General features: G+C 61.9%; 17 protein-coding genes. 10 read left to right on the top strand and 7 right to left on the bottom strand.

Annotated elements, in window-relative coordinates:
- Positions 1-2: 2 nt before the first annotated feature.
- From cmr4 to NZ585_12650, 7 genes are all read right to left on the bottom strand, one after another.
- On the bottom strand, positions 3-896 hold the full coding sequence (gene cmr4, locus NZ585_12680) for a type III-B CRISPR module RAMP protein Cmr4 (protein MCS7080887.1): 894 nt from the start codon (positions 894-896) through the stop codon (positions 3-5).
- A gap of 436 nt (positions 897-1,332) precedes the next feature.
- Positions 1,333-2,628, bottom strand: coding sequence for a type III-B CRISPR module RAMP protein Cmr1 (gene cmr1 / locus NZ585_12675; GenBank protein ID MCS7080886.1), 1,296 nt, complete (start codon positions 2,626-2,628; stop codon positions 1,333-1,335).
- Positions 2,606-3,811 (bottom strand): type III-B CRISPR module-associated protein Cmr3, encoded by a 1,206-nt coding sequence (locus tag NZ585_12670; GenBank protein MCS7080885.1) that lies wholly within the window; start codon positions 3,809-3,811, stop codon positions 2,606-2,608. The genes cmr1 and NZ585_12670 overlap by 23 nt, the downstream gene beginning before the upstream one ends.
- Positions 3,808-5,634, bottom strand: coding sequence for a type III-B CRISPR-associated protein Cas10/Cmr2 (cas10, locus tag NZ585_12665; GenBank protein ID MCS7080884.1), 1,827 nt, complete (start codon positions 5,632-5,634; stop codon positions 3,808-3,810). Before cas10 ends, NZ585_12670 begins: the two co-directional genes overlap by 4 nt.
- Complete coding sequence (gene cas6, locus NZ585_12660) at positions 5,631-6,662, bottom strand: CRISPR system precrRNA processing endoribonuclease RAMP protein Cas6 (GenBank protein MCS7080883.1); 1,032 nt, start codon at positions 6,660-6,662, stop codon at positions 5,631-5,633. The genes cas10 and cas6 overlap by 4 nt, the downstream gene beginning before the upstream one ends.
- Positions 6,663-7,021: 359 nt before the next feature.
- A complete protein-coding gene (locus tag NZ585_12655; protein ID MCS7080882.1) occupies positions 7,022-10,153 on the bottom strand; it encodes an IPT/TIG domain-containing protein in 3,132 nt (1,043 codons plus the stop codon).
- A 183-nt stretch (positions 10,154-10,336) separates the two neighbouring features.
- Positions 10,337-11,875, bottom strand: a complete 1,539-nt coding sequence (locus NZ585_12650; GenBank protein ID MCS7080881.1) for an AarF/UbiB family protein — start codon at positions 11,873-11,875, stop codon at positions 10,337-10,339.
- A 570-nt stretch (positions 11,876-12,445) separates the two neighbouring features.
- Here NZ585_12650 and clpS point away from each other — a divergent pair.
- The 10 genes from clpS to NZ585_12600 all read left to right on the top strand — a co-directional run.
- A complete protein-coding gene (gene clpS / locus NZ585_12645) occupies positions 12,446-12,763 on the top strand; it encodes an ATP-dependent Clp protease adapter ClpS (GenBank protein ID MCS7080880.1) in 318 nt (105 codons plus the stop codon).
- A 135-nt stretch (positions 12,764-12,898) separates the two neighbouring features.
- Positions 12,899-15,166, top strand: coding sequence for an ATP-dependent Clp protease ATP-binding subunit ClpA (gene clpA / locus NZ585_12640; GenBank protein ID MCS7080879.1), 2,268 nt, complete (start codon positions 12,899-12,901; stop codon positions 15,164-15,166).
- On the top strand, positions 15,163-16,359 hold the full coding sequence (locus tag NZ585_12635; protein MCS7080878.1) for an FAD-dependent oxidoreductase: 1,197 nt from the start codon (positions 15,163-15,165) through the stop codon (positions 16,357-16,359). The genes clpA and NZ585_12635 overlap by 4 nt, the downstream gene beginning before the upstream one ends.
- A gap of 9 nt (positions 16,360-16,368) precedes the next feature.
- On the top strand, positions 16,369-16,917 hold the full coding sequence (locus NZ585_12630; protein ID MCS7080877.1) for a hypothetical protein: 549 nt from the start codon (positions 16,369-16,371) through the stop codon (positions 16,915-16,917).
- A gap of 52 nt (positions 16,918-16,969) precedes the next feature.
- Positions 16,970-19,669 carry a glucosidase gene (locus NZ585_12625; GenBank protein ID MCS7080876.1) on the top strand — a complete coding sequence of 900 codons (2,700 nt, stop codon included), beginning with the start codon at positions 16,970-16,972 and terminating at the stop codon, positions 19,667-19,669.
- 3 nt (positions 19,670-19,672) lie between these two features.
- Positions 19,673-21,478, top strand: a complete 1,806-nt coding sequence (gene aspS, locus NZ585_12620; GenBank protein ID MCS7080875.1) for an aspartate--tRNA ligase — start codon at positions 19,673-19,675, stop codon at positions 21,476-21,478.
- Positions 21,475-22,626 (top strand): alanine racemase, encoded by a 1,152-nt coding sequence (locus NZ585_12615; GenBank protein MCS7080874.1) that lies wholly within the window; start codon positions 21,475-21,477, stop codon positions 22,624-22,626. The genes aspS and NZ585_12615 overlap by 4 nt, the downstream gene beginning before the upstream one ends.
- Positions 22,627-22,753: 127 nt before the next feature.
- Entirely contained in the window at positions 22,754-22,951 is a 198-nt protein-coding gene (locus NZ585_12610) for a hypothetical protein (protein ID MCS7080873.1), read from the top strand.
- Positions 22,952-22,967: 16 nt separating this feature from the next.
- Positions 22,968-23,186, top strand: a complete 219-nt coding sequence (locus NZ585_12605; GenBank protein ID MCS7080872.1) for a hypothetical protein — start codon at positions 22,968-22,970, stop codon at positions 23,184-23,186.
- 77 nt (positions 23,187-23,263) lie between these two features.
- Positions 23,264-23,598: circularly permuted type 2 ATP-grasp protein (locus NZ585_12600; protein ID MCS7080871.1), on the top strand; the 335-nt coding region annotated here is incomplete at its 3' end.

The following is a 23,598-nucleotide window of genomic DNA, read 5'->3' as shown; positions in this document are numbered from 1 at the left end:
GGCTACTTGCCCTCCCCTACCCCGCAAAGCTGCATCCGACACAACCCGCGCCCGACCGACGCCTTACCCCCAAACTGGCGCGGGTTGCCGGTCAGCTTGCCCAAGACGGTAAAAATGAGGTTGGCTTCCAGTTCGGCCTTTTTCACCGGCGCGGCGACAGCCAACCCGTACAGGACGCTTTCCGCCGGCAGCGCCTCCTCGTACCACAGCGCCCCTTCCGCAACGGTTTTGGCGTCGTCGTCCAACCGGATGCGCGCCGTCGTTTCCGTCGCCGTCTCGGCCAGAAAGTTGAACACGTCGTCGCTGACGACGCACAGCCGCTCGCGCAACCAGCCTCGCCACGCTGCGGCGTCGGGAAACAGGCGTTGACTCAACCAGTCCGCCCATTCCCTTGCACGCGGGTCGGGCTGCCCGTTGAGGTCAAGGTCTTCAAGGACGATGGTTTCACCCTGCGCCTTCAGGACGGTTTCCGTGGCCGTCAGCGCCGTTTGGCCGTTTGATTTCAAGTTTGTTATCAGACTCGGCGTCGTCAACCCGGCCGCTGCCGCGTCGCGGGCGAAACGCGCCAGGACGTACGGTGAAGTCGTCCACGCAAAGGTTCCGGCGAAGCTCCGTACCGGCAGCAGCAACAGCCGCTGGTCGGCGAGATGAAGCGTCCCGGCATGGTCGCTCGCGTTGTCGGTTTCGGGGCCGAAGATTTTCGACGTGTGCTCCTTGCACTCGTCATTGGCTTGGCAGGCGTCGCGCAAGACGCCCTTGACCGACGAGCCGGGCACGTAAGGCAAACCCGTCGCTTTGTCGCGGGCAATCGGTAGGTCAATGACGCCGACGCCCTGCCCCGTCCCGGCGTGGAGCGGCGACAGCGCGTGCATCAACAGTAATCGGGTGAAACTCATGATTGCCTCCGAAGTGGTGGTGTGATTTGAAGGGTGGCGGCGTCTCGCTGCGCGCAACGCCGTCTATGTCATTGATGAGGACATCCAAATGTCTTGTTTTGATGAAGCGATACGCTGTTGTGGAGCGGCGTCAAGCGTTTGGAGTGCGGCGGCTTGACGCCGCTCTCCGACGTGGCGGCTCGACGCCACGCGCCACGCCGTAAGGCGTGGCAGTTCCTTCCCGCAAGACAAGTTTGGAAGTCGTCGGCGCGTCAAGCCGCGCCGTAACAAAGCGGCGTCAAGCCGCCGCACTCCAAACCGTTGACGCGATTCGACCGAGGTATCGCTACACTTACTCGGAAACTATCCTAGCCCTCCCGGCGTCCCATTCAAATATGAGTTTCATCAGGGCTAAACTCTATGCCGCGCTTCATCTAGAGATGACTGTCGGTGACACTCAAACCCAATCAAGAAAAGCCTCCAACACGTCAGTCTTGCCTTTCAAAGGTGTTACTTGCTGGGCTTCCGCTTTGGTGAGTCCACGATCGCTGACCGGCCCGCTGTAGCCGCCTTTGTCGCTCTCCAACCGTAAGCCATCAGGCAACCGGCGCGGCGTGCTCAACACAAGCGCCAGCCCAACCGCTCCCTTCTCAAGGGCGATGGGGCGCAAAATCAACGGGCTGGCCAACCGATCTTGTTCCGTGCCGACCAACGTGGCGTCGGGCGTTCTGTCCTGTGGAAAGTGAAAAATAATGGGCAGCCCAAAGACGGCGCGCGGGAAGGGTGACGGGTCCTGACCGTCCCGCTTTCCCTTCACGGCGTTGCGAATCACATCCGGCTCAGGCCAGACGGATTTGCCGTACTCGCTTTGCTTGCCATCCTTGCCCAGTCGGTATTGCCGAAAGTCTTTCAGCTTCTTGATAAGACTTTTCCAAGCCTCGATGGGTTTGTCGGCAGCGTTCTTAGTCAGCCGCCAAAGCCGATGCTCCGGCGTCAAATGCGGCACACCCGCGACGGGCGGTTCGGGAACGACGTGCTTGGCAAAACCTTCCCTGATGAACTTCTCAATACCGTCCCTGTCGCGCAGCTTTGCGCCGCCATCCACGCGCTGAAGCGCGCCGAAGCCCCGGCGTGTCCGCCCACCGACGCCGCCGAAAGTCTCCCACGCCCACAGGGCCGCTTCCAGATCGGCATTGTGTCGCTCGTAGGCGTCGCGCGCGATGCGGAATGTGACGGTAAACTCTACGCCCACCCGCACCGGCTTGGATTGCCAGCCGGCCTTTTTCCGGTCGTCGTCGGTTGGGAGCAAAGGAAAAGCGGCATAGTCGGCGACATTGGCCGACGGTTCGGGCTTGCTGCCCTTCACGGTAAAAGCGACTTCCGGTTGTCCCGGCTGGACGACGTTCACTTCAATCGAAATCGGCGACGGCCTTGCCGTATCGCCCCACAGCGCGCCCTCGGCGTCACGCAGCAAATCGTAAGCCGTGGTTTTTTTCTTGTCGCCTTGCGCCTTGGCTTCAGCCTCCTGTAGTCGCTCCAATGATGAGTATTGCCCGCCGCGCGTCGCGCGCCACCAGAAACGCAAGTGGCCGCGGATTTCCGAGGCGCGGATGACGGTAAGAGGATCGGCCGTCTGCGGCTCGACGCCCCCGCCGAACAACGGCGTGATGAGTTTGTACCGGCGCGTTTCAACGTACACCTTGGCGTCGTTCTTCGTTATGGCCGGCGGTTCAAAGCTTGGCGTGCGTCGCATCGGGCTGCTCCTCCTGCATCAGGGTTGGTTGGCCGTCCCACGCGCCGACGAGCGCGCAGCCGAAACCGTCCCGGCGCGCTTGTTCATCGTCGCTGATGGGTTGAAGCCAAATCTTGTCGAGCCACGCCCGGCGGGCTTCCGGAGAGCCCTCAAGGCGTAGGAAATACACGCTTCCGGCGGGTGCCAGCCGGCGGGTCGGCTTGGCTTGGTTGCGCTCAAAATCCCAGCCGGAAACAACGACTGCCCGCCCGACGGCCGCGCCGACAAGCGTCACAGTCAGCCCCGTCACCCCGGCCGCGAGCGTCTCGGTTGCCGGCCGCCACCCGGCGGCAAAGTAGCCCGGCGTCGCCAACACCAGCCGACACGCGCCCGCGTTGACGACGGCTTCCGACACGGCCTTCGGACAAGCCGGCAACGCCTGCTTGTCGGCTCGCCAGTGGACGAGTCGCCGCTCGCCGCCCAGCGGCGCCGGCCCCGGACGGATGCCTTCCCCGCCCGCCACATGGACGGCCAGCGCCAGCCGCCGCCGTTCGCCGTCGCCTGTTCGGCCGGTAAAAATGAGGCCGCGCGTTTGGAACAGCCTGCCTTCGTCGGCGGTCAGCGTCGTTGGGTCGAGGCCGACGTGAGTTCGCTGTTCGGGAACGGGGCCGTGGTGGCCTACCTCGTCCGCCGCAACCGCCGACCAATCACCCGCCTGTGTCAGCCAGCGTTCAAGCGCCGCCCAGCGCCAGTAGCGCGGTGCGTCGCCGGACGGTTTGCCCTTGACCGGCGTGGCCAACCCAACCGGATGTGGCGCGTCGGCGGGCTGATTGACCGTGACGCCGGGGGGCAACTGAAGCGGCGTCAGGCGCTTGATGTCGAACCGGTCTTGCCGGACGGTCGCCCACGCCACGGCGTCCAGCGGCGCGGGGAAAAGCCATTCGCGGATGTGGTCGGCCTCATCGAGTTCGACCAGAAACGGCCCGCGAACAGCCAGCGCCCGCACGTCGTCCAGCGAACGCCCCTGCGCCGCCGGGTCAAAGTGTCCCTTGGCGTTGAGGAAGGCGCGGGTTCGGACGCCCCCGGCAATGGTCGAGGGGAACGGAAAGGGCAGCGACGCCGCCCGCGCGCCGCCCCATGCGCCGAATGGCCGTCCGTCACGAAAAATGATGGGGTCGCGGGGTTCAATCGTCCACACCGTCATAGCTCGGTTCCTCGCATCGTCACCTGCTCGCTGGTCGGTTCGTCGGCGGAAGGGGACGCGACCGGCGTCGGCGAAGGTTTACGCAGGCGCGCAAACTCCCGCGCCAGTACCAGTTCGTCGGCCAGCGCGCCGACGCTTTGTTGCTCAAGAGCCGCCGCGAGCGTTTGGAGCGTCTCCACGCTGACGGGCGCTCCCCGCCGGTCGCGCTTGCGTTGCAGTATGCGCAGCGCCTCCAGACGAATCGCCGTGCGAAACTCGGCGTCGGCGTTTCTTTCGTCAAGCTGACGCGCCAGCCGCCGCAACTCATACGCCGCGCCATGCGCCAGCGCGCCTGCGGCATAGAGCGCAATCAGTTGGTCAAACCGTGCGTCAAACTTACCCCACTCGCCGCCGACGACCGTTTCCACGCCGCCGCGTTTGTCGAAGGCAATGGCGAGCGCATTGCGCGTTTGTTTGGCGCGGCCTTCCGCGCGTCGCGCGCGCAGGATGGCGTCCTCCAGCGGGTCGAGATGGTGCGACACGGCCAGCCCGACCGACAGCGTCGGCGCTTGGCCGTCGGCGGTTTGAAATCCGCCAAGCTTTTGGCGAAAAGCGTCGGCGAGCGCCTTGGCGCATGCGAGCGCCGTATGCAGCGGGACGTAGGCCAGCACGTCGTCGCCTCCGGCGTAAATGAGCGAGCCGCGATGGTCGTCCTCAACAATGCGCCGCGTATTCCCGGCGAAGTCGGCGAGCGCCCGTGAGAGTTTCCGGTGCGCTTCCGGCGTCTTGCAGTCGTCAATTGCCGCGCCCATTCGGTCGCCGTCCGCCAGCAACAGCCCATAGTACGGATACGGCGCTTTGACGCCCGCCTCGCGTAGAAACCGCTTCAACGCCCGGACGGCCGTTTCCTGTTTTCGGCGGCGCTCGGCGCGATCCGGCTCGTCTTCAAAGAACTCTCCGTAACGGCTCTCAAACAGCAACCGGCCGTCCCTGTCGCCGAAGACCGGATGGGGGAATGGCGTTTTGCCGAAGACCTCCGCAGGCAATCCCAACTCTTCACGCAACACGCGGAAGAACTCGCTCGCCGCCCGACGCGCGTCTTCGTTATCCGGTATTTGCTCAAGCGTGGGCAGCGCCGCCACATGCGACGTGCTGCATACACGGTCGGCCTGGTCGCCGCGCCCGCGCTGCCCGTGGCGTTTCATCAGCCCCACGCCGCAGAGCTGTTCTCCTCCACGGACGCCATACTTTTCGTACCGTTTCGCGGCGTCTTCACCTTTCGGCTCCGGCAACACCGATTCGCGCAGCCCGTCGAGCGACGACTTCGGCCGCACGCTTCCCCATTCGCCGACCGGCGCGAAATCCCGCAGCGACTTACGCGCCGCCAACGCCCGCTCGGCGCGATCGCGCGCCGCCGCGTAGCCGTCCGCCGCCACTTCGGCCGTCGCCCAGACGACTTCCGGCAGATCGGCAACCTGCTTGAGCGCAATGTCGCGGTCAAAGCGACCCTTGACGTGCCCGAAGGCTTCTTCAGCAAGCTGCTTGACGCGCGTCGCCACGGCCGCACGAGCCGCTTCGGCGATCTCGGCCGCCTGCGCCGCCGGCACCAGCGCCACCACCTTGTTTGCCACATTCAGCGATGAATCCGGCTGCAAATCTTTTTCGTTATCAGTCGCAGGAAAAATCAGCGCCCCGACGCCGACCCGCGCCGCCACGGCCTGCGCCGCCGCTTTCGACAACTCGCTCAGTAGCCACGAGCCGTACCACAAATCCCGACTGCGCCGCGCCGCTGCAATGAACCCCTGCACCGGCCCAATCGCCATGATCACGACCGCTTCAGTCATAGCTCTCCGCCTACTTTGGGTTGGAGGATTTCATGGCCGCTCGTTCGCCGCGCGGCGCTTGTTTCCTGCGTTCCATCAAGCAGCGGCTCGACGCGCATCCGGCCTAGGCCTAGAGTCGTTCCGGTTCCGACGTGCAGCACTTCGCCCGCCGCCAGCCATGGCGCAAATCCGGGCAAGGCATCCCCACTGAAGACGATTTCGCCCAAAAAACCGCCCATCTTGAGGTTTTCGCGTTGACGATTTGACCAGCGTTCCCAATCCAGCCACCGGAGCAGGCTTTGTTCGGTACGGACGGTCTCGGCGGCGGCGAGGAAGGCTTTGGCGTCAAGGTCGGCGCGCCCTGCGCCGTGGACTTCCGCCAGCAACGTGACGCGCCGCAGCAGGTTGCGCGCCAGCAGCGCAAAGTTGACTTCCGCCTGCAAGTCGCCGGCCACGCGGATGCGCGTCGGCGTTTCAAACGTCACTCGGATGCGCCGCGCCGTCGCCAGCGTCGCCGTCCGTTCGGCCGTGACGGCGGACAACGGCCGCGCCGTCGCCCGGCCGTTCTGCGCGCCATCGCTGTCCACCGCCTGTACGTCGGTTAGGCGAAAGCGCGTTCGGTCACGCCCCAGTCCCGACTTACCCAAGTCGGCGACGGCTTGCACGACGTATTTCAGTGCCTCCTGCGCCCGCGCGCCAATCAGCGTCATGCCAAACTGAAGCGGGTGTTCCGGCGTCGGCCGCGCCGTGTACTCCGCCGGCGCAATCTCTAGCAGAAACGGTGCAGGCGCGTCCTTGCTCCCGCTGCGCAGTGGCAAATGCCCTGGAAACGGGGTTTCGAACCAATAGGGGTAATGACAGCTCTCGCGCAGAATACAGCGCGAACACTCGCCGTGTTCAACAACACAGACAGCCTGCTTAAGCGCCCAGCCAAACGCCCCACGCAGCATCGAGCCAGGGTAGCCCGGCAAAATGGTGGGACGTTGCGGACGCAGCGTGAAGCGATAGCGTGCGATGTCAAGGCTGGGCAGTGAAGCTGGGCCGGCCATGGACTCCTCCTCGCGTAACAATCAGCGGCCAGCGCACGCCACAGCGACGCCGCGCCGCTTGTACGCGGTCAACCCTAGCCGAAAAACCAGCTGAACAATGTTCCGGCAAGCTTGCGGAAAAAGCGGCGCTCCGCTTCGTCATGCGACGGCGCAAGGCAACGATACGCAATAACAAATAAGGCAAGGAATAAGGCCAGGCTACAACGTGCCAGCGCAGAATGAAAGTTTCTCGCACGCTTGTCAGCCAGCAGGAGTAAGTGCGAGGCGGAACCGGCTTTCACACAAAGAGTCGTAGCACTTTTTGAGAAAACACCGCCGAGGTGAACGGCCAGACGCTTGGCGTTCTCTACAACAGGGGATTAGCGCGGGCCGACAATCCGCCATCGGCGATCGGGAACAGAGGGCAACGGCACACTCTGCACCAGCGTCAGGTCACGCAACAGCCAGATGACGTTTTGCCCGTTGGTCTCATGGCGCCACACGATGTCCGGCTGGCCGTCTCGGTTGTAGTCGCCGACCGCCGCCGGTTGCCAGTCAGAGCCGGGGGTTGGGATTGCACGACTTCCAACCGCCGTTGCGCCAATCAGCGTGACGATTCGCGCTCCAGCTGCAGCCGGATTGTAAACCAGCAGGTCCAGCAGGCCGTTCCGGTCAAAGTCGCCGCCGCCGACAATCTGCTCCGATAGAGCGAGGTCTGGAATGACCAGCGGGACGACGGCGCTGCGGGCGCGGCCGTTCATCAGCCATACCTCCGCTGCGCCGGTTGCGGTGTTGCGGCGAATGATATCGGTTTGCCCATCGCGGTTGACATCGCCGGTGCAGCTAATCGTCCAGTTGAGATCGGTTTGTTCAGGCGTAATCGGAAGCGACGCCGTCGGCGTCGTCCCGGAAAACGTCCAAACGGCGTCGAAGCCGGTCACGTCCTGATTACGCCATAGAATGTCCGTATTGCCGTCGCCGTTGAAGTCGGCGACGCCGCCGATCACCCAGCAGTCGTCAACGGTTGGTAGGAAGACGCTTTCTACGAAGCTGACGCCGTTCATTTTCCAAATCGCGCTTTGTCCGGTGACGCGATTGCGCCAGACGATGGTCGAGTTGCCGGTCTGAAAGTCACCGGGCGGGATAACAGGCGGCGTCTTCCAGCGCCCGGCCAGCGGCAGGTCGCCTGATTGACCGAAGGCTACGGCGAGGTCGGCGAAGCCCGCCGTGTTCGTATTGCGCAGGAAGAACGTCCCGCGCCGGAAAACGCCGATGGTCGTCACACCGTCGCCGTCCCAGTCGCCGACCACAGGCAGGTCGTCCGCCAAGCCGTAGAAGAAGCTCACGTCGGCGTTTCCCGATGTATTCTCATCGCGCAGGAAGAAAAAGCCGGTCGAAGGACGGAACGCGCCGATGGTGGTTCGGCCGTCGCCGTCCCAGTCGCCGACCACAGGCAAGTCGGTCGGCAGCCCATAGTTCACCACGATGTCCGGGTTGCCGGCCGTATTGCTGTTGCGGAGCAGGAACACGCCGCGCCGAAAAACGCCAATGCTGTCGAAGCCCTTGCCGGTCCAGTCGCCGGCCAGCGGCAGGTCGCCGGTCTGCCCGAACACGACCGTCGTCACGGATGCGCCGCTGGCATTCTCATTCCGAATGAGGAACTGGCCATTGCGGAACAGCGCTACGGTGGTTCGGCCGTCGCCGTCCCAGTCGCCGACCACGGGCAGGTCGCCCGGCTGGCCCAATCCAACAGCGATGTCGGGTGGTCCCGCCGTGTTAGCCTGTCGGAGTAGGAACGACTGACCAGGACGAAAAACGCCTATCGTCTGAGGCGGTACGCGCGGGACGACGGTGAAGTTGGTGCGGCTGGTCGCTGTCCCGCCCGGTGTCGTCACGGCGATTGGACCGGTGGTTGCGCCGACTGGAACCGTCGCCGTCACTTGGTCGCCGCCGCGAACCGTGAACCGAGCACTAAGGCCGTTGAAAGTCACGCCGGTTGCCCCCTCAAAGTTTGTCCCCGTAATCGTCACCGCCGTCCCGACCACACCTGAAGTCGGCGCAAAGCTCGTGATGGTCGGCGGCTGGACAACCACAAATGGCGTCTGACTCGTCGCCGTCGTTCCGTCCGGCGTCGTCACGGCAATCGGGCCGGTCGTCGCACCCGTCGGAACGGTCGCCGTGATCTGCGTCGGGCTGTTGACGGTGAACGTTGCACTGACGCCGTTGAAGGTGACGCGCGTCACGTTCGCAAAGTTCGTCCCCGTAATCGTCACTACCGTCCCGACCGAACCCGAAGTCGGCGTAAAACTTGTGATACTCAGCGATGGAATGACCACGAACGGCGCTTGACTTGTCGCCGTCCCGCCCGGCGTCGTCACGGCAATCGGGCCGGTCGTCGCACCTGTCGGGACGATCGCCGTCACCTGCGTTGGACTGTTGAGAGTAAACGTCGCGTTGACCCCGTTGAAAGTCACGGCCGTCACACCCGTAAAGTTCGTCCCCGTAATCGTCACCGCCGTCCCAACCACACCCGAAGTCGGCGCAAAGCTCGTGATGGTTGGCGGCTCAAGCACAACGAATGGCGCCGGACTACTGACCGTCACCCCCGGCGCCGTGATGGTGATCGGGCCGGTGGTCGCACTGGCCGGGACAGTCGCCGTGATTCGCGTCTGGTTGAGCACGCTAAACGTCGCCTCAACACGGTTGAATCGGACATTCGTTACGTTGATGAAGTTCGAGCCAAAAATCTCGACAGTCGTGCCGACCGGGCCTGCACCCGGAATGAAGTTGATGATGACCGGCAGCGGCGGCGCGTTCGTGACGACAAAGTTCGTACTGCTGACGGCTTCATCGTCGTCCACTCGCACCTTGATCGGCCCGGTCGTGGCGCCGGGGGGCACCGTGGCGATGATTTCCGTATTGCTCACAACTTGAAAGACCTGAGCCGGTACGTCGTTGAAGCAAACCTCTACGTCGCCTTCGCTTCGCCCCGTATGGAGCGCGACGGGTGTTGGAGGCACGAAGCCCGTGCCGCTGATGTTCACCACGGTTCCAACCGGCCCGGAAGTCGGGCTGAATCCGGTGATGGTCAGGGAGGACTGCAGCGCAGCAGCCGGCGGCGTCAAGCCGACGCTGTCGCCAAGAATCATTTCGCCGGTGAACTGTCCAAGTGCTGCATAGGCGGATGCAGCGCCCCGCCCCCAATGACCAACAGCGTTAGGTTCGTTGTCGCGCCGCGCGCCATCTCCCGCCGGGCGCAGCGGCATAGTCTTTTGTCGCTCGGCCGCCACACGAACGGCGGCGGACGCCAACGGCGGCGCAGTACATGCCAAGAAAGACAGCCCACAGAGCAACCACACCATCACCGGTTGACTAAAAACCTTGTGCATTGGCCGAATCTCCATCGTTTGCCGAGGCGACACGACCGGCGCTGTCCGGCGGCCGTGTGCGTTCACCTCGGAACCGGAAAACAAGCTGTAATCGCAGGCGTTTCGCCGCAACGAGCGAAACATTGGGATAAAAAGCACTAAAAAGTTTGAAAAGCGTAGCCGACAAATGTGCGTTTGCCAACAAGTGGGCTAAGCATCCGCCGGGGGCGTTCAAACATCGCCGGCGGACGACAAGCGTTGACGCCCTTTCACGGAGGCGCGTTGCCATATTCGACGACGATTTGTACGGCGAGGGCGGCGCCTTTTTTAGGAAGGCAACGTCAGACGCGGCGTTTGTCCCGAAGCTGGTGTAGCGGTTCCGCCCTGCCACATGCGACGAACGAAGTCCTTGGCGTAGGAAACTTTTTTGCGCTGCATGACGCGGCTGAGATAGGCGTCAAAACGCTCGGCGAACACTTCAGCCGCATAACGCAGGGCGGTCGCCGCCGGGACAATGCGGGCAATGAGCCTAAAACCAACACGCTTGGCAATGGGTACGGCGTCCCGAATGCTGTCGAAGTTGTTGTCGAAACGAATCGCCACACCCTCAATTAGCGTCGCCATGCGAAGCAAATACACCATCTGCCGGGGCATTCGCAGATGGTGCAAAATGCGCGTCTTCTCAAAAAGCTGCTCGACCGCCATTTGCACCTGCCGCTGATGCGTCCGCGCCAGGTGCCGCAAGTTCATGATGGTCTCCGTGACGTACGTCAGTTGCTCCGCCGGCGTGTCGGGATCAACCATGCCCAACTCGTACAGCTTGGCGACGACCTCGTCGTACTGATTGGCGTTTGCCGCCAGAATCAACCCCAGAAAGCGGTCGCGCGTCACCGGATCGAGTTCATCCACCATGCCGTAGTCAAGCAGAATGATGTCCCCGCGCCGATTGATCAGGATGTTGCCCGGATGCGGGTCGGCGTGAAAGAAGCCGTGAACCAAAAGCTGTGAAAACACGATTTCAAGCAGGGCTTCGACTAGTTCGCCCAAATCCAGCCCGTAGCTGCGGATGGTCTCCACGGCGTCAATGCGGACGCCCTCGCAAAATTCCATCACCAGCAAATCTTCGTGTGTTAGTTCGTGGGCGATTTCCGGGATGACCAGCCGTGGATGGCGCGGCTGCTGGGCGCGCAGCCGTTCGGCGTTTTGCGCTTCAATACGAAAATCCAACTCGCCGACGACAATCCGCTTGTACTCGGCGAACAACACCTCGAAGCCGCGATACAGATAGTGTTCGCCAAAAAACGGACGCAGCCACTCCAGCAGTGTCCCAAGAATGGCGTTGTCAAGCATGATGGTTTCGACTACATTCGGCCGCCGAATCTTGACGACGACATCCACGCCCTTGTACCGCGCCCGGTGAACCTGCCCGATGGAAGCTGAAGCGATGGCGTTAGGGTCGAAGTCACTGAACAGCTCATCCGGGGATTTGCCCGTCCGGCGGCGAATGACTTCACGGACATAGTCCATCCCCGCCGCCGGGGTTTGGTCGAGAAGCCGGGCGAATTCGCGCGCGTAAACCTTCGGGACAAGGTCTTCGCGCACTGCCAGAATTTGTGACAGCTTGATATAAGACGGTCCCAGCCGAGCAAACGTGTCCACCAACTTCTTCGCCCGGCGGGCATGTTGCTCATCTGTCAGGACGCGCGGCGCGCCCCACTTGATCCAGCGCCGCCGGTCGCGCAGGAAACTCACCAGAAAGGGGAGGAGCGCCGCGGAAACGACAATGAAGCGGCGCAAGTGACGTAGATTGTCGCCGAGCGAAAGCGCGCGCGACAGAACCGGAACATCCAACGTCAGAGCAGACATGACCACCACGGGCGAAGCGAAACCTCCAACATTGACGCGCCCTGGTTTCGCTTGGGTTGAACGTGACGCACGTCGGTACGTTAGCAAACACAGCCCGCCACCGCATCACGTCCGCGCGTCGCCGCATGGGGGGCGTACAGGAGAGGAAACAAACGCAAAGGTGAAGGTAGAAAAGGCGCAAGCCGTCTGTCGGTTTGCCTGCGCACTTTAGCGAGCTGGGGGCAGCTCTACGCGCGCCGTGAAAAGTGGCAAGCAAACCGAAAGTTTAGGTGACCGAAAAAGGTAGACGTCGTTGCAACGAATGCCTCTGGTTGCGCTAGTATTGCGCTAGAATGCAAAGCAAAGCGACCGCCGAGAAAGGAGCGTGCAATGCAGTATTGGATCACCATGAGCGCTGTCAGCTTGGCGACTGGATTTCTGTTGTACCGCTGGTGGCGCGCTGCATGCCGAATCCTGTCTTCCTCCAGTAGCTGCGGCGCATGCGGTTGTGCACGACCGGGGTCGAACACCGCCCCGCCGTTTAAGCCATCCAAAGCGAACATCGAGTCAATCCAGTTGGGATGATTGCTTATGCCGAACCCTGTGCCGGATCGCGACGAAGAGCTGCTTGTCGAAGAACGAACGACAACGAAAGAGCCGCCGATGTATCGCGTTTTGCTCCACAACGACGACTACACGACGATGCCGTTTGTGGTGTACGTCCTCCAACACATTTTCCACCACTCGGAAAGCGAGGCGACGCGCATCATGCTCAACGTGCATCGCCGGGGCGTCGGCGTCGCAGGCGTCTACCCGTATGAAATCGCCGAAACCAAAATGATGCAGACCATCCAGCTTGCGCGCGCCAACGAGTTTCCGCTTCTGTGTACAATTGAGCCGGCCGAGTAAGCGAACCACCCGCTTGACGGCGCAAGCGCGGATGACTTTTTACCGTCCCAAGTGGCGTTTTATGCTCTCAGTCCGGCGTTCGGGCCGTTTGGCCTGAACGCGACTCGCACTTTTCCAGCTCAGCGGTCGTTTGCCATGCCTATGCCTGCAATGTTTACCAAAGACCTGCAAACCGCGCTGACCGCGGCCGTCAACGAAGCGATGGCGCGTGGTCACGAATACCTCACACTCGAGCACGTCCTGTATGCCCTGCTTGACGACCCAACTTCCGCCGACGTGATCCGCGCCTGCGGCGGCAACCTTGACGCGCTACGCCGCGATCTCGAACGGTTTTTCACGGAACGCCTCACCTCGGTGAAACGGCCGGCGGGCCGGCCGCCCAGCCCACCCGAGCAAACGGCGGCATTCCAGCGCGTGTTGGAACGCGCTTATGCGCAGGCGCAGGCCGCCGAACAACGCAAGATAGACGGCGGCAACATTTTAGCCGCGATGTACGCCGAGGAGCACTCCTACGCCGTCTATCTACTCAAACGGCAGGGTATCGAACGACTGGACGTGCTCAACTACATTTCGCATGGCATTGCCAAGGCGACCAACGAAGAACCCGCCGACGTGGACGGCGGCGAAGCGCCGGCGCCGGCGCGCGACCCGTTGGAAACCTACACCGTCAATTTGGTCAAGCGCGCTGCGCAAGGTCTCATTGATCCCCTCATTGGTCGCCAAGCCGAATTGGAACGCACGATTCAAGTGCTGTGCCGGCGGCGAAAAAACAACCCGATCTTCATCGGCGATCCGGGCGTCGGCAAGACGGCCATTGCGGAAGGCTTGGCGATGAAAATTCACACCGGCGACGTACCCGACCTGCTCAAGAACGCCGAAGTGTACGCACTCGACATGGGCGCGCTGCTGGCCGGAACGCGCTATCGCGGCGACTTCGAGCAACGGCTCAAACAGGTCATTGCCGCGCTTAAGAAGCGTCCGAACGCCATCCTGTTCATTGACGAAATCCATACCATTGTCGGGGCCGGCGCGGTCAACGGCGGTACTATGGACGCCGCCAACATCCTCAAGCCGGCGCTGGCGGCGGGCGAACTGCGCTGCATTGGTTCAACGACACACCAGGAATACAAGCAGTCGTTCGAGCGCGACCGGGCGCTAGCACGCCGGTTTCAAAAGATCGAAGTCGGCGAACCGACGGTGGACGAAGCCGAGCAGATTTTGGCCGGCCTCAAGGCCGCCTACGAACAGCACCACGGCGTGACCTATACGCCGGAGGCGCTGCGGGCAGCCGCCGAGTTGGCGGCCAAACACATTACAGATCGGTGTCTGCCCGACAAAGCAATTGACGTCATGGACGAAGCTGGCGCGGCGCTGCGGTTGCTGCCGCCGGAGCAACGTCCCAAGACGGTTGACACACACCACATCGAGGCGATTGTAGCCAAGATTGCGCGTGTGCCGGCCAAGTCGGTTTCCGCCGCCGAACGTGACCGGATGAAAACCCTTGAAGCCGATCTCAAGGCGGTCATTTACGGTCAGGACAAAGCCATTGAGCAGGTCGTCAACGCCATCAAGATTTCCCGCGCCGGGCTGGGTAGTCCGACGAAACCCGTCGGCTGCTTCTTGTTCTCTGGGCCGACCGGCGTCGGCAAAACCGAACTAGCCAAACAGCTGGCGAACGTGCTGGGCGTAGCTTTCCTGCGCTTCGACATGAGCGAGTACATGGAAAAACACACCGTGTCGCGGCTCATCGGGGCGCCGCCGGGCTACGTCGGGTTTGATCAGGGTGGGTTACTGACCGACGCCGTCAACAAACATCCGTACTCCGTCGTCGTTCTCGATGAGATCGAGAAAGCCCACCCCGACGTGTTCAACCTCCTGCTGCAGGTCATGGACAGCGCCACCCTGACCGACAACAACGGCAAAAAGGCCGATTTCCGCAACGTCATCCTGATTATGACGACCAACGCCGGCGCCAAGGAAATGAGCGCCGCCGCGATTGGGTTCAACAAGGAAACCGGCGGCAACCGCACCAAGCAGGCTGTCGAGCGAACCTTTGCGCCGGAGTTCCGCAACCGCTTGGACGCATGGATTGTGTTCGAGCCGCTGTCGTTTGAAAACATCCGGCGAGTCGTCCTGAAGTTCCTTGACGAGGTGCGGAGACAACTCGCCGACAAGCAGGTGACGCTCGAAGTCAGCGACGCGGCCGTTGAGTGGCTGGCGAAAAAGGGCTTCGATCCTAAGTATGGCGCGCGTCCGATGGGGCGGCTCATTCACGAGAAAATCAAGCAGCCGCTAGCCAACGAGATTCTCTTTGGCGCTCTGACCAAAGGTGGGCGAGCGACGGTCACGTTGACGGACGACGACTTGACTATCCGCTGCCATTCGGTTGAGGCCGAGTTGTGAACAGCGCGTCGGTGCTTGTCATTGGAGGCGGCGTCGCCGGCGCGACGTTCGCCCACCGCTGTGCGCGCGTCGGCCTGGCCGTCACCGTTTTGGAAAAAGACACCGAACCCGGCGGCGCGTTACGGTCACACCGCTTCGCCAAAGGCGGCGGTTTCTGGACGGAACTGGGCGCGCACACCTGTTATAACAGCTACGGCACGCTGCTGTCGGTCATCGAGGAGTGCGGACTGCTCAAGGAATTGCGGCCGCGCGCCAAGGTTGGCTTCAAGTTTTTGGTGGCGAATCAGGTCAAGCCTGTTGTGTCGCAGCTTCACTTTTTAGAAGCGATATGGCGGTTGCCGTTGGGGTTGCGCACAAAGAAAACCGGTTTGAGCGTTGCCGAGTACTACAGCCGGCTGCTGGGTGCGAAAAACTACAGCGATGTGCTGTCGCCCGCGTTCAATGCCGTGATGTGCCAAACGGCGGATGATTTGCCAGCCGACATGCTGTTCAAAAAACGGCCCCGCCGCACCGACGTACGGCGCACCTACACCCTGCCGAACGGCTTACAAAGCATCATTACGACCGCTCTTGCCCAGCCGGGGGTGACGCTGGCGACCAGCCGCGAAGTCGTCGGCGTCGAACGCGCCGAGGCAGGATTTGAGGTGACGACGGCCGCCGGGGAGACCTATCAGGCGCGGCTGCTGGTGCTGGCGACGCCGGCGAACGTCGCCGCGCAACTTCTGCGTCACGCCTTTCCGTCGGTGTCGGAAAAACTGTCACGGATTCGCGTTGAAACCATCGAGACGGTCGGCGTTCTTGTGCCGCGCGCGGCCGTCAAGGTGCCGCCGGTCGCCGGCTTGATTGCGCGGGATGATTTGTTCTATTCAGCAGTGTCACGCGATGTACTACCGGATCCGACATGGCGTGGTTTTGCATTTCACTTTAAGCCGGGCAAACTTGACGCGGAAGGCAAGCTGCGACGCATCGCCGATGCGCTTGGCGTCGCGCGGACGGACATCGTTGAAGCGGTTTTTCGGACGAATGTTCTCCCGTCCCCCAGAGTCGGCCACGCGGCGCTGATTGAGAGCTTGGACGCCACGCTCGCCGGGACGCCGCTTTTCCTGATCGGAAACTATTTTGAGGGCGTCTCCATTGAAGATTGCGCCGTACGCGCCGTGCGGGAGTTTACCCGACTGACTTCGATGAAGTGAGTCGTGGTCATGCGTCTTAGAACACTTGGCAAGGCTCTGGCTTTCTGTGTGGGAGGGGCGGCGTTGGGCGTCGGCGGCGCGGTTGTCGCCGGTTATCCCCTACAAAGCTATATCGGCGAGAACAATGCACCGCTGCTCTGGTTGGTCGGCGGCATCGGCGGCTTTGTCCTCGGACTCTCACAAGCGTCTTGGCGGCGGCGCCGGCGGCGGCGCCGGCGGCACCCACAGGTTGTCCTACCGCCGATGAAGCCAGCGGCGGGCGGCACCAGCACAGAGGCCCTATCAGCCGACGCTGCGGCTGGTCGGATGACTGGCGACGATCCCCGCGAGTTGTTCCGCCAAGCAACGGGCGCAACGCTTGCTGAAGTAGAGAATGTGCGCGTCTGTGACATCCGCCTCGACAGCGATGGCGAGCCGCTCAGCGTCCGGTTGTCCCAAGATCACCAAGAACGTGAGGTGTTTTTGGTTCATGAGTACCATCGCGATGTCGTCGCCGAGGCGCTTGAGGCGGCGCTTCGGCGCGAACCGGGGAATCGGCGCGCCAAGCTCTTTGTATGAGGCGGCTTTTTCTGGCGCGGACCTGGTGATAGCTTCTGCCTCGGCATAACGCATGCCCACCCCCGACGGCGACTTTTCCGCTTCTATGCCGACTGCTGAAGAAATCCGTTTGGAAGAATCGGCTGCGCGAACAAAACACTGGAAACGCTGGGGACCCTACGTAAGCGAGCGTGCGTGGGGTACCGTCCGTGAGGACTACAGCCCGCACGGCGACGCTTGGCGGTATTTCCCCTATGAACACAGTCGCTCCAAGGCCTACCGCTGGGGCGAAGACGGCCTGGCCGGCATCTGCGATCGGCGGCAAATCCTGTGCTTTGCGCTGGCGTTGTGGAATGAACGCGATCCACACTTGAAGGAACGTCTGTTCGGCCTGACCGGCCCGCAGGGCAACCACGGCGAGGATGTCAAGGAGTACTACTTTTACCTCGATTCGACGCCGACCCACAGCTACATGAAGTGGCTGTACAAATACCCGCAGGCGCGGTTTCCCTACGAAGAGTTGGTGCACTTCGGGCGCGTGCGCTCGCGGCGCGAACCAGAATACGAGCTGCTGGACACGGGCGTCTTTGATGGTGACCGCTACTTTGACGTGTTCGTGGAATACGCGAAAGCCGATGTGGACGACATCGTGATCCGCATCACTGTCGTCAACCGCGGCCCGGACCGCGCGCCGATTCATGTGCTGCCGACGCTCTGGTTTCGGAACACTTGGTCATGGGCGCCAATGCAGGGTGAAAAACCTTACATTCGGCAAATTCAAGACCTTGGCCGAACGCGCGTCATGGCATGCGATCACCCAATGCTTGGTAAACGCTGGCTCTATTGCGCTGATAGTCCGGCGTTGCTTTTCACGGAGAACGAAACCAACTTGGAGCGGCTCTACGGCGTACCGAACCGCACGCCCTATGTCAAAGACGGCATCAACGAATACCTCGTCAACGGCCGGACGCACGCCGTCAATCCAGCGCTTGTCGGGACAAAAGCCGCCGCCCATTATCACTTCGACCTCGCGGGCGGCGCAGCGACGACGCTATGGCTGCGGCTATGCAACTTTGATCCCGACACCCTGCGCGGTGAGCCGTTCGGACCTGCTGTGCGCGTTATGGCGGTACGGCAGGCCGAGGCCGACGAATTTTACGCGACGCGCATTCCAGAAACCCTTTCCGACGACGCCAAAAACGTGATGCGGCAGGCGTTCGCGGGACTGCTCTGGACGAAGCAGTTTTACGCCTACGAAGTGGATCGCTGGTTAACCGGCGACCCGCTTCAGCCGCCGCCGCCCGCGTCGCGTCGGCGTGGGCGCAACCGCAACTGGCTGCACCTGCACTGCGAAGATGTGATCTCCATGCCGGACAAGTGGGAATACCCGTGGTTCGCCTCGTGGGATTTAGCCTTTCACTGCGTGCCGTTGGCGCTGGTGGACAGCGATTTCGCCAAGCAACAACTCATTCTGATGCTACGCGAGTGGTACATGCACCCCAACGGGCAGCTTCCGGCGTATGAGTGGTCGTTTGACGACGTAAACCCGCCGGTGCACGCTTGGGCTGCGTGGCGCGTCTATAAAATCGAGAAAAAACGCACCGGCAAAGGCGATACAGCGTTTCTGGAGCGCATCTTTCACAAGCTGCTTTTGAACTTCACCTGGTGGATCAACCGCAAGGACGCCGACGGCAGCAACATCTTTGAGGGCGGCTTTCTCGGGCTGGACAACATCGGCGTCTTTGATCGGAGTGCTCAATTGCCTACCGGTGGGACACTCCAACAATCTGACGCCACAAGCTGGATGGGGATGTATTGTCTGAACATGCTCGCCATCGCCCTCGAACTCGCCCGCCACGACATTGTGTATGAAGACGTGGCGAGCAAGTTTTACGAGCATTTCCTGTACATCGCCGACGCCCTCAGCCATCGTGAAGACATTGAAGGCGGCTCGTTGTGGGACGAAAAGGACGGCTTTTACTACGACGCGGTGGCGTTCCCGGATGGGCGTCGGTTGCAGCTGCGCGTTCGTTCGATGGTGGGTCTGATTCCGCTCTTCGCCGTGCAGATGATGGAGAGCTGGTGGCTAGAGCCACTACCCGGCTTTCGGCGGCGGATGGACTGGTTCGTGCGCAACCGGCCTGAACTCGTCAACAGTATCGTCTCGGTGGACGACCAAGGGAATGTCGTCCAACAGTTGCTTTCATTGCCGAATACCGCGCAGTTGCGGCGCATTCTGCGCGTCATGCTCGACGAAAATGAGTTTCTGTCGCCCTACGGCGTGCGGTCGTTGTCGCGTTATCACTTGCACAACCCATACGTCTTGCATGTAGCTGGGCAGGAATACCGCGTGGATTACGACCCAGCGGAGTCTTCCATTCCGATGTTCGGCGGTAACTCCAACTGGCGTGGCCCGATTTGGTTTCCTTTGAATTTTCTCATCATTGAATCACTTCAAAAGTTTCATCGCTTCTACGGCGACAGTTTCAAAGTAGAGTGTCCGACGGGTTCGGGCCGCCTAATGACCCTGTGGGAAGTCGCGGTGGAACTATCGCGACGATTGTCACGGATTTTTCTCAGAGATCAGGACGGCCGTCGTCCGGTGTACCGCCATCCGGGCATGGAACGCTTTGACACTGATCCGCATTGGCGCGATCTCGTGTTGTTTTACGAGTACTTCCACGGCGATACTGGCGCGGGACTGGGCGCTAGCCACCAGACCGGCTGGACGGCATTGGTGGCGAAATTGCTCGCCCAGAGCGGCGAAGGATAACTCATGGTTGAACTTGACCATCTCGGAGACTGGCGGCGGACGCATCTGAATGGTGTGTTGCGCGTCGCCGACGTTGGGCAAACAGTGACGCTGATGGGCTGGGTTGGCCGCCGGCGCGACCATGCCACGGCGACGTTTGTGGATTTGCGTGACTACAGCGGGTTCGTTCAAGTGGTGTTTGACAGCACGCGCGGCGACGGCGCGGCATACGCCAAGGCGCGACCGCTGCGGACGGAATACGTTATCGCCGTACGAGGCGTTGTGGTGCGCCGTGCGCCGGAGGCCGTCAATCCCAAAATGGCGACTGGTGAGATTGAAATCCACGCCGACGAACTGCGCATTCTCAACGACGCCCAGACGCCGCCGTTGCCGCTGGATGAGGAAAAGGCCCCAACCTTGGCTGGCGAAGACGTACGGCTCAAATACCGCTATTTGGACCTGCGCCGGCCGACCATGCAGGCCAACCTGCGCCTGCGGGCGCAAGTGACGGCGACCATCCGCCGCTGGATGGAGCGTCACGGCTTTCTGGAGGTGGAAACACCGTTTCTGATTCGCTCAACGCCAGAGGGCGCACGGGACTTCATTGTGCCCAGCCGGGTGCATCCGGGAAATTTCTTTGCGCTACCGCAGTCGCCACAGCTTTTCAAGCAGTTGTTGATGATCGGCGGCTGCGACCGGTACTACCAAATCGCCCGCTGCTTCCGCGACGAGGACCTGCGCGCCGACCGGCAACCGGAATTCACACAGCTCGACGTGGAAATGTCCTTCCCGCAAACCGAGGAGTTGTTCGCCGTCATAGAGGGTTTGATGGCGGAACTCGCCAAACTGCGTGGCATTGACGTGGCGCTGCCGCTGCCGCGTTTGACGTATGACGAAGCCATGCGCCGTTTTGGTTCGGACAAGCCTGACATTCGTTTTGGCATGGAGTTGCAGGATATCTCCGAGGTCGTCCGCGCGGTAGACTTCCCACCTTATCAAACGGCGCTGGCGTCCGGCGGTTGTGTGAAGGCGATTGTCGCGCCCGGAAAGGCTGACTATAGCCGGAAGGTTCTCGATGATTTCACCGACCGGTTGCGCAAGGACTACAAGGCGGGTGGGCTAGGTTATCTCAAAGTTTTAGCCGAAGGAGTGCAGTCGCCGCTGGTGAAGGCGCTTGGTGAGGAGACCGCCCAAACCATTGCTTGTGCGACAGGCGCGCAGGTCGGCGATATGGTGTTCATTGTCGCGGGGTCGCAGCCGGTTGTTGCAGCGAGTCTAGGGGCGCTGCGGGTGGAAATCGCCAAACGCGAACGGCTCTTCGACCCGAACCGGTTTGCGTTTCTCTGGGTGACGGACTTCCCAATGTTTGAGTTTGACCCGAACGAGCGCCGCTGGTACGCCATGCACCACCCCTTTACGGCTCCTTGCGAGGAAGATGTGCCGCTGCTGGAGGCGGGACCGGAACAGTGGGGACGGGTGCGGGCGCAAGCGTACGATTTGGTGCTCAACGGCGTGGAGATCGGCGGCGGCTCGATTCGCATCCACCGGGCAGACGTGCAGCGGAAGGTCTTTGATGTGCTCGGCTTCAGCGAGCAGGACGCGCGGCAACGCTTCGGCTTTTTCCTTGACGCGCTGACCTACGGCACGCCGCCGCACGGAGGCATTGCCTTGGGGCTGGATCGGCTGGTGATGCTGCTGGCTGGGGCGGACTCGATCCGCGATGTGATTGCGTTCCCGAAGACAGCGCACGCAACGGATTTGATGTGTGACGCGCCGAATGTTGTTGAACCGGCTCAGTTGCGCGAATTGCGCCTGCGGATTGACTTGTGACGGTCGCCAACTTGCCTGACCTTCCGCCGGATTTGCTTGCCGTTCCGACGCCGGCGCTCATCCTCGACCTTGAGCGCCTGACGCGCAATATTGCGCGCATGAGCGCCCATGTCGCTGGCTTGGGGGCGCGGTTGCGTCCGCACATCAAAACGCACAAGTGTGTACCGATTGCCCGACGGCAGGTGGCAGGTTGGTTTGGCGGCGTGACGATTTCGACCTTAGCGGAAGGCTTCGCTTTTGCCGAGGCCGGCTTCATGGATTTGCTCTACGCTGTACCGTTGGAGCCGGGTAAATTCGCGCGGGTATGCGAACTGGCGCGGCGCGTCCGGCGGCTGACCGTCATCACCGATAATCCCGACCTTCCACCGCGTCTGTCGGTGGCGGCTGCGGAGGCGGGTGTTGCGCTGGATGTGTTGATCGAGATTGACTGCGGCGATGGTCGGACGGGACTACCGTTTGACGCCGCGATGCGCATCGCGGATGTGGCGCGCGCCGTCGCGTCGGCGAAGCGGCTAACGTTGGCCGGTGTACTGACGCATGCCGGGCAGGCCTACGCCGCACGGTCAGCGGCGGAACGACGAACGATTGCGAAGCTTGAGCGCGACCGCCTGCAGGAAGCCGCCGCCGAGCTGGAGCGACGCGGTTTTGATGTTCCTTGCATCAGTATCGGCTCGACGCCGACCGTCATGGCGCTAGACGCTCCGCTGCCCCCCAACTTTGAAGTGCGGCCGGGCAACTACGTGTTTTTTGACGCTTTCCAAGCTCAATGCGGCGTCTGCGCGTTGGACGACTGCGCGCTGACTGTGCTGACCGCCGTTGTCCATCGCGGTGCAGACAAGGTTGTGGTGGACGCCGGCGCGATTGCTTTGTCAAAGGACATCGGTGCAGAGGATTTCTTTCCCGACAACGGCTATGGCTTGGTCGGCGATCTGGAAGGCCGTCCGCTGGGTCTGCGGGTGGCCACCGTTTCACAAGAACATGGCCGAATTCCGGTGGCGGACCGCACACTACTCGACCAACTAGCGGTCGGCGCGCGGTTGCAGATTGTGCCAAACCACTCCTGCCTGACTGCTGCGCAGCATGACCACTATTGGGTGGTCGCCGGCGGTCGGGTGGTTGACCGGTGGCCAATCATACGCGGTTGGTGAAGCTTTGGTCAGCATTGTGCTGCAAAAAACAGTCGTTTCGAAGGGCTGGGGCTACATTGGCGTCGCGTTCCCGGAATCGACCTCAACTGAAGATGCCGGCCAGGTTTCGGCCGGCCAGAGGTTCGCCATGAACTGGAAAGAAATCAGTTGGCGGATGGCGATTATCTACGCCCTGTTGACCTACGTACCGTTGCTCGTCTTTTGGGTGCTGACCGTAGCCTTTGCGAATGCTTTAGGTGGGATTAGCCACTTCATTTTGATTATGGGCATGATCTTCGCCATCATCCTCGACATCAAACGTCGCTCGCCGGGTTATTCGATTTAGCGCATTTTCTAGGCAAATGTCCTCCTACCGTCTTGTTGGTCGGCGCAACGTCATCCCTGACCGGCAAGGCGCAGACGGCGCGGCCTTATCCGCCGTGCTTGCCGTCATTGCCCGACACCGCCACATGCCGGCGCCGTGCCTGACTGGAAAGCAACCCAACCGGCGGGAGACCCTTCATTCACGGTCACAGGCGGCAGGCTGGATGTTCTTCCGGCTGTTGGCTATGGTTGGCTGACACAAACAGGCAAAGCTCTCTAAGGTGGACTCAGGCCCGTTTTCCCCTCGCTTTGTTTTTGAACGGTAAACAAACCCATGCCCAATGGCGTGGGTCGAGGTTGGTTTCGGCAACGCATCCGCGCGCTCAATGCCTTCCTCGCCGACGTGTACGGCGAGCAGCGCATCCTCAAGGACGGCGTACCGCCGCCCAACCTCATTCTCAACAGTCCGAGTTACCTAGAAGCCTGCCGAGGGCTGCGACCGCCGCGCGGCGTCTGGTGCCACATCACCGGGACTGACTTGGTGCGCGGTCAGCACGGCCAAATCTATGTTCCAGAGGACAACCTGCGCTGTCCGTACATCCTCTACGGCGAGGACATCTTCGTGTTGCCGGGCGGGCTGACGCGCGTGGCGCTGCGCCGCGGCTCACT

Origin of the sequence: Chloracidobacterium sp., from assembly GCA_025057975.1 — a bacterium.
In the GTDB taxonomy this organism is placed as follows: domain Bacteria; phylum Acidobacteriota; class Blastocatellia; order Chloracidobacteriales; family Chloracidobacteriaceae; genus Chloracidobacterium.
This window is presented reverse-complemented; position numbering and strand designations above follow the sequence as displayed.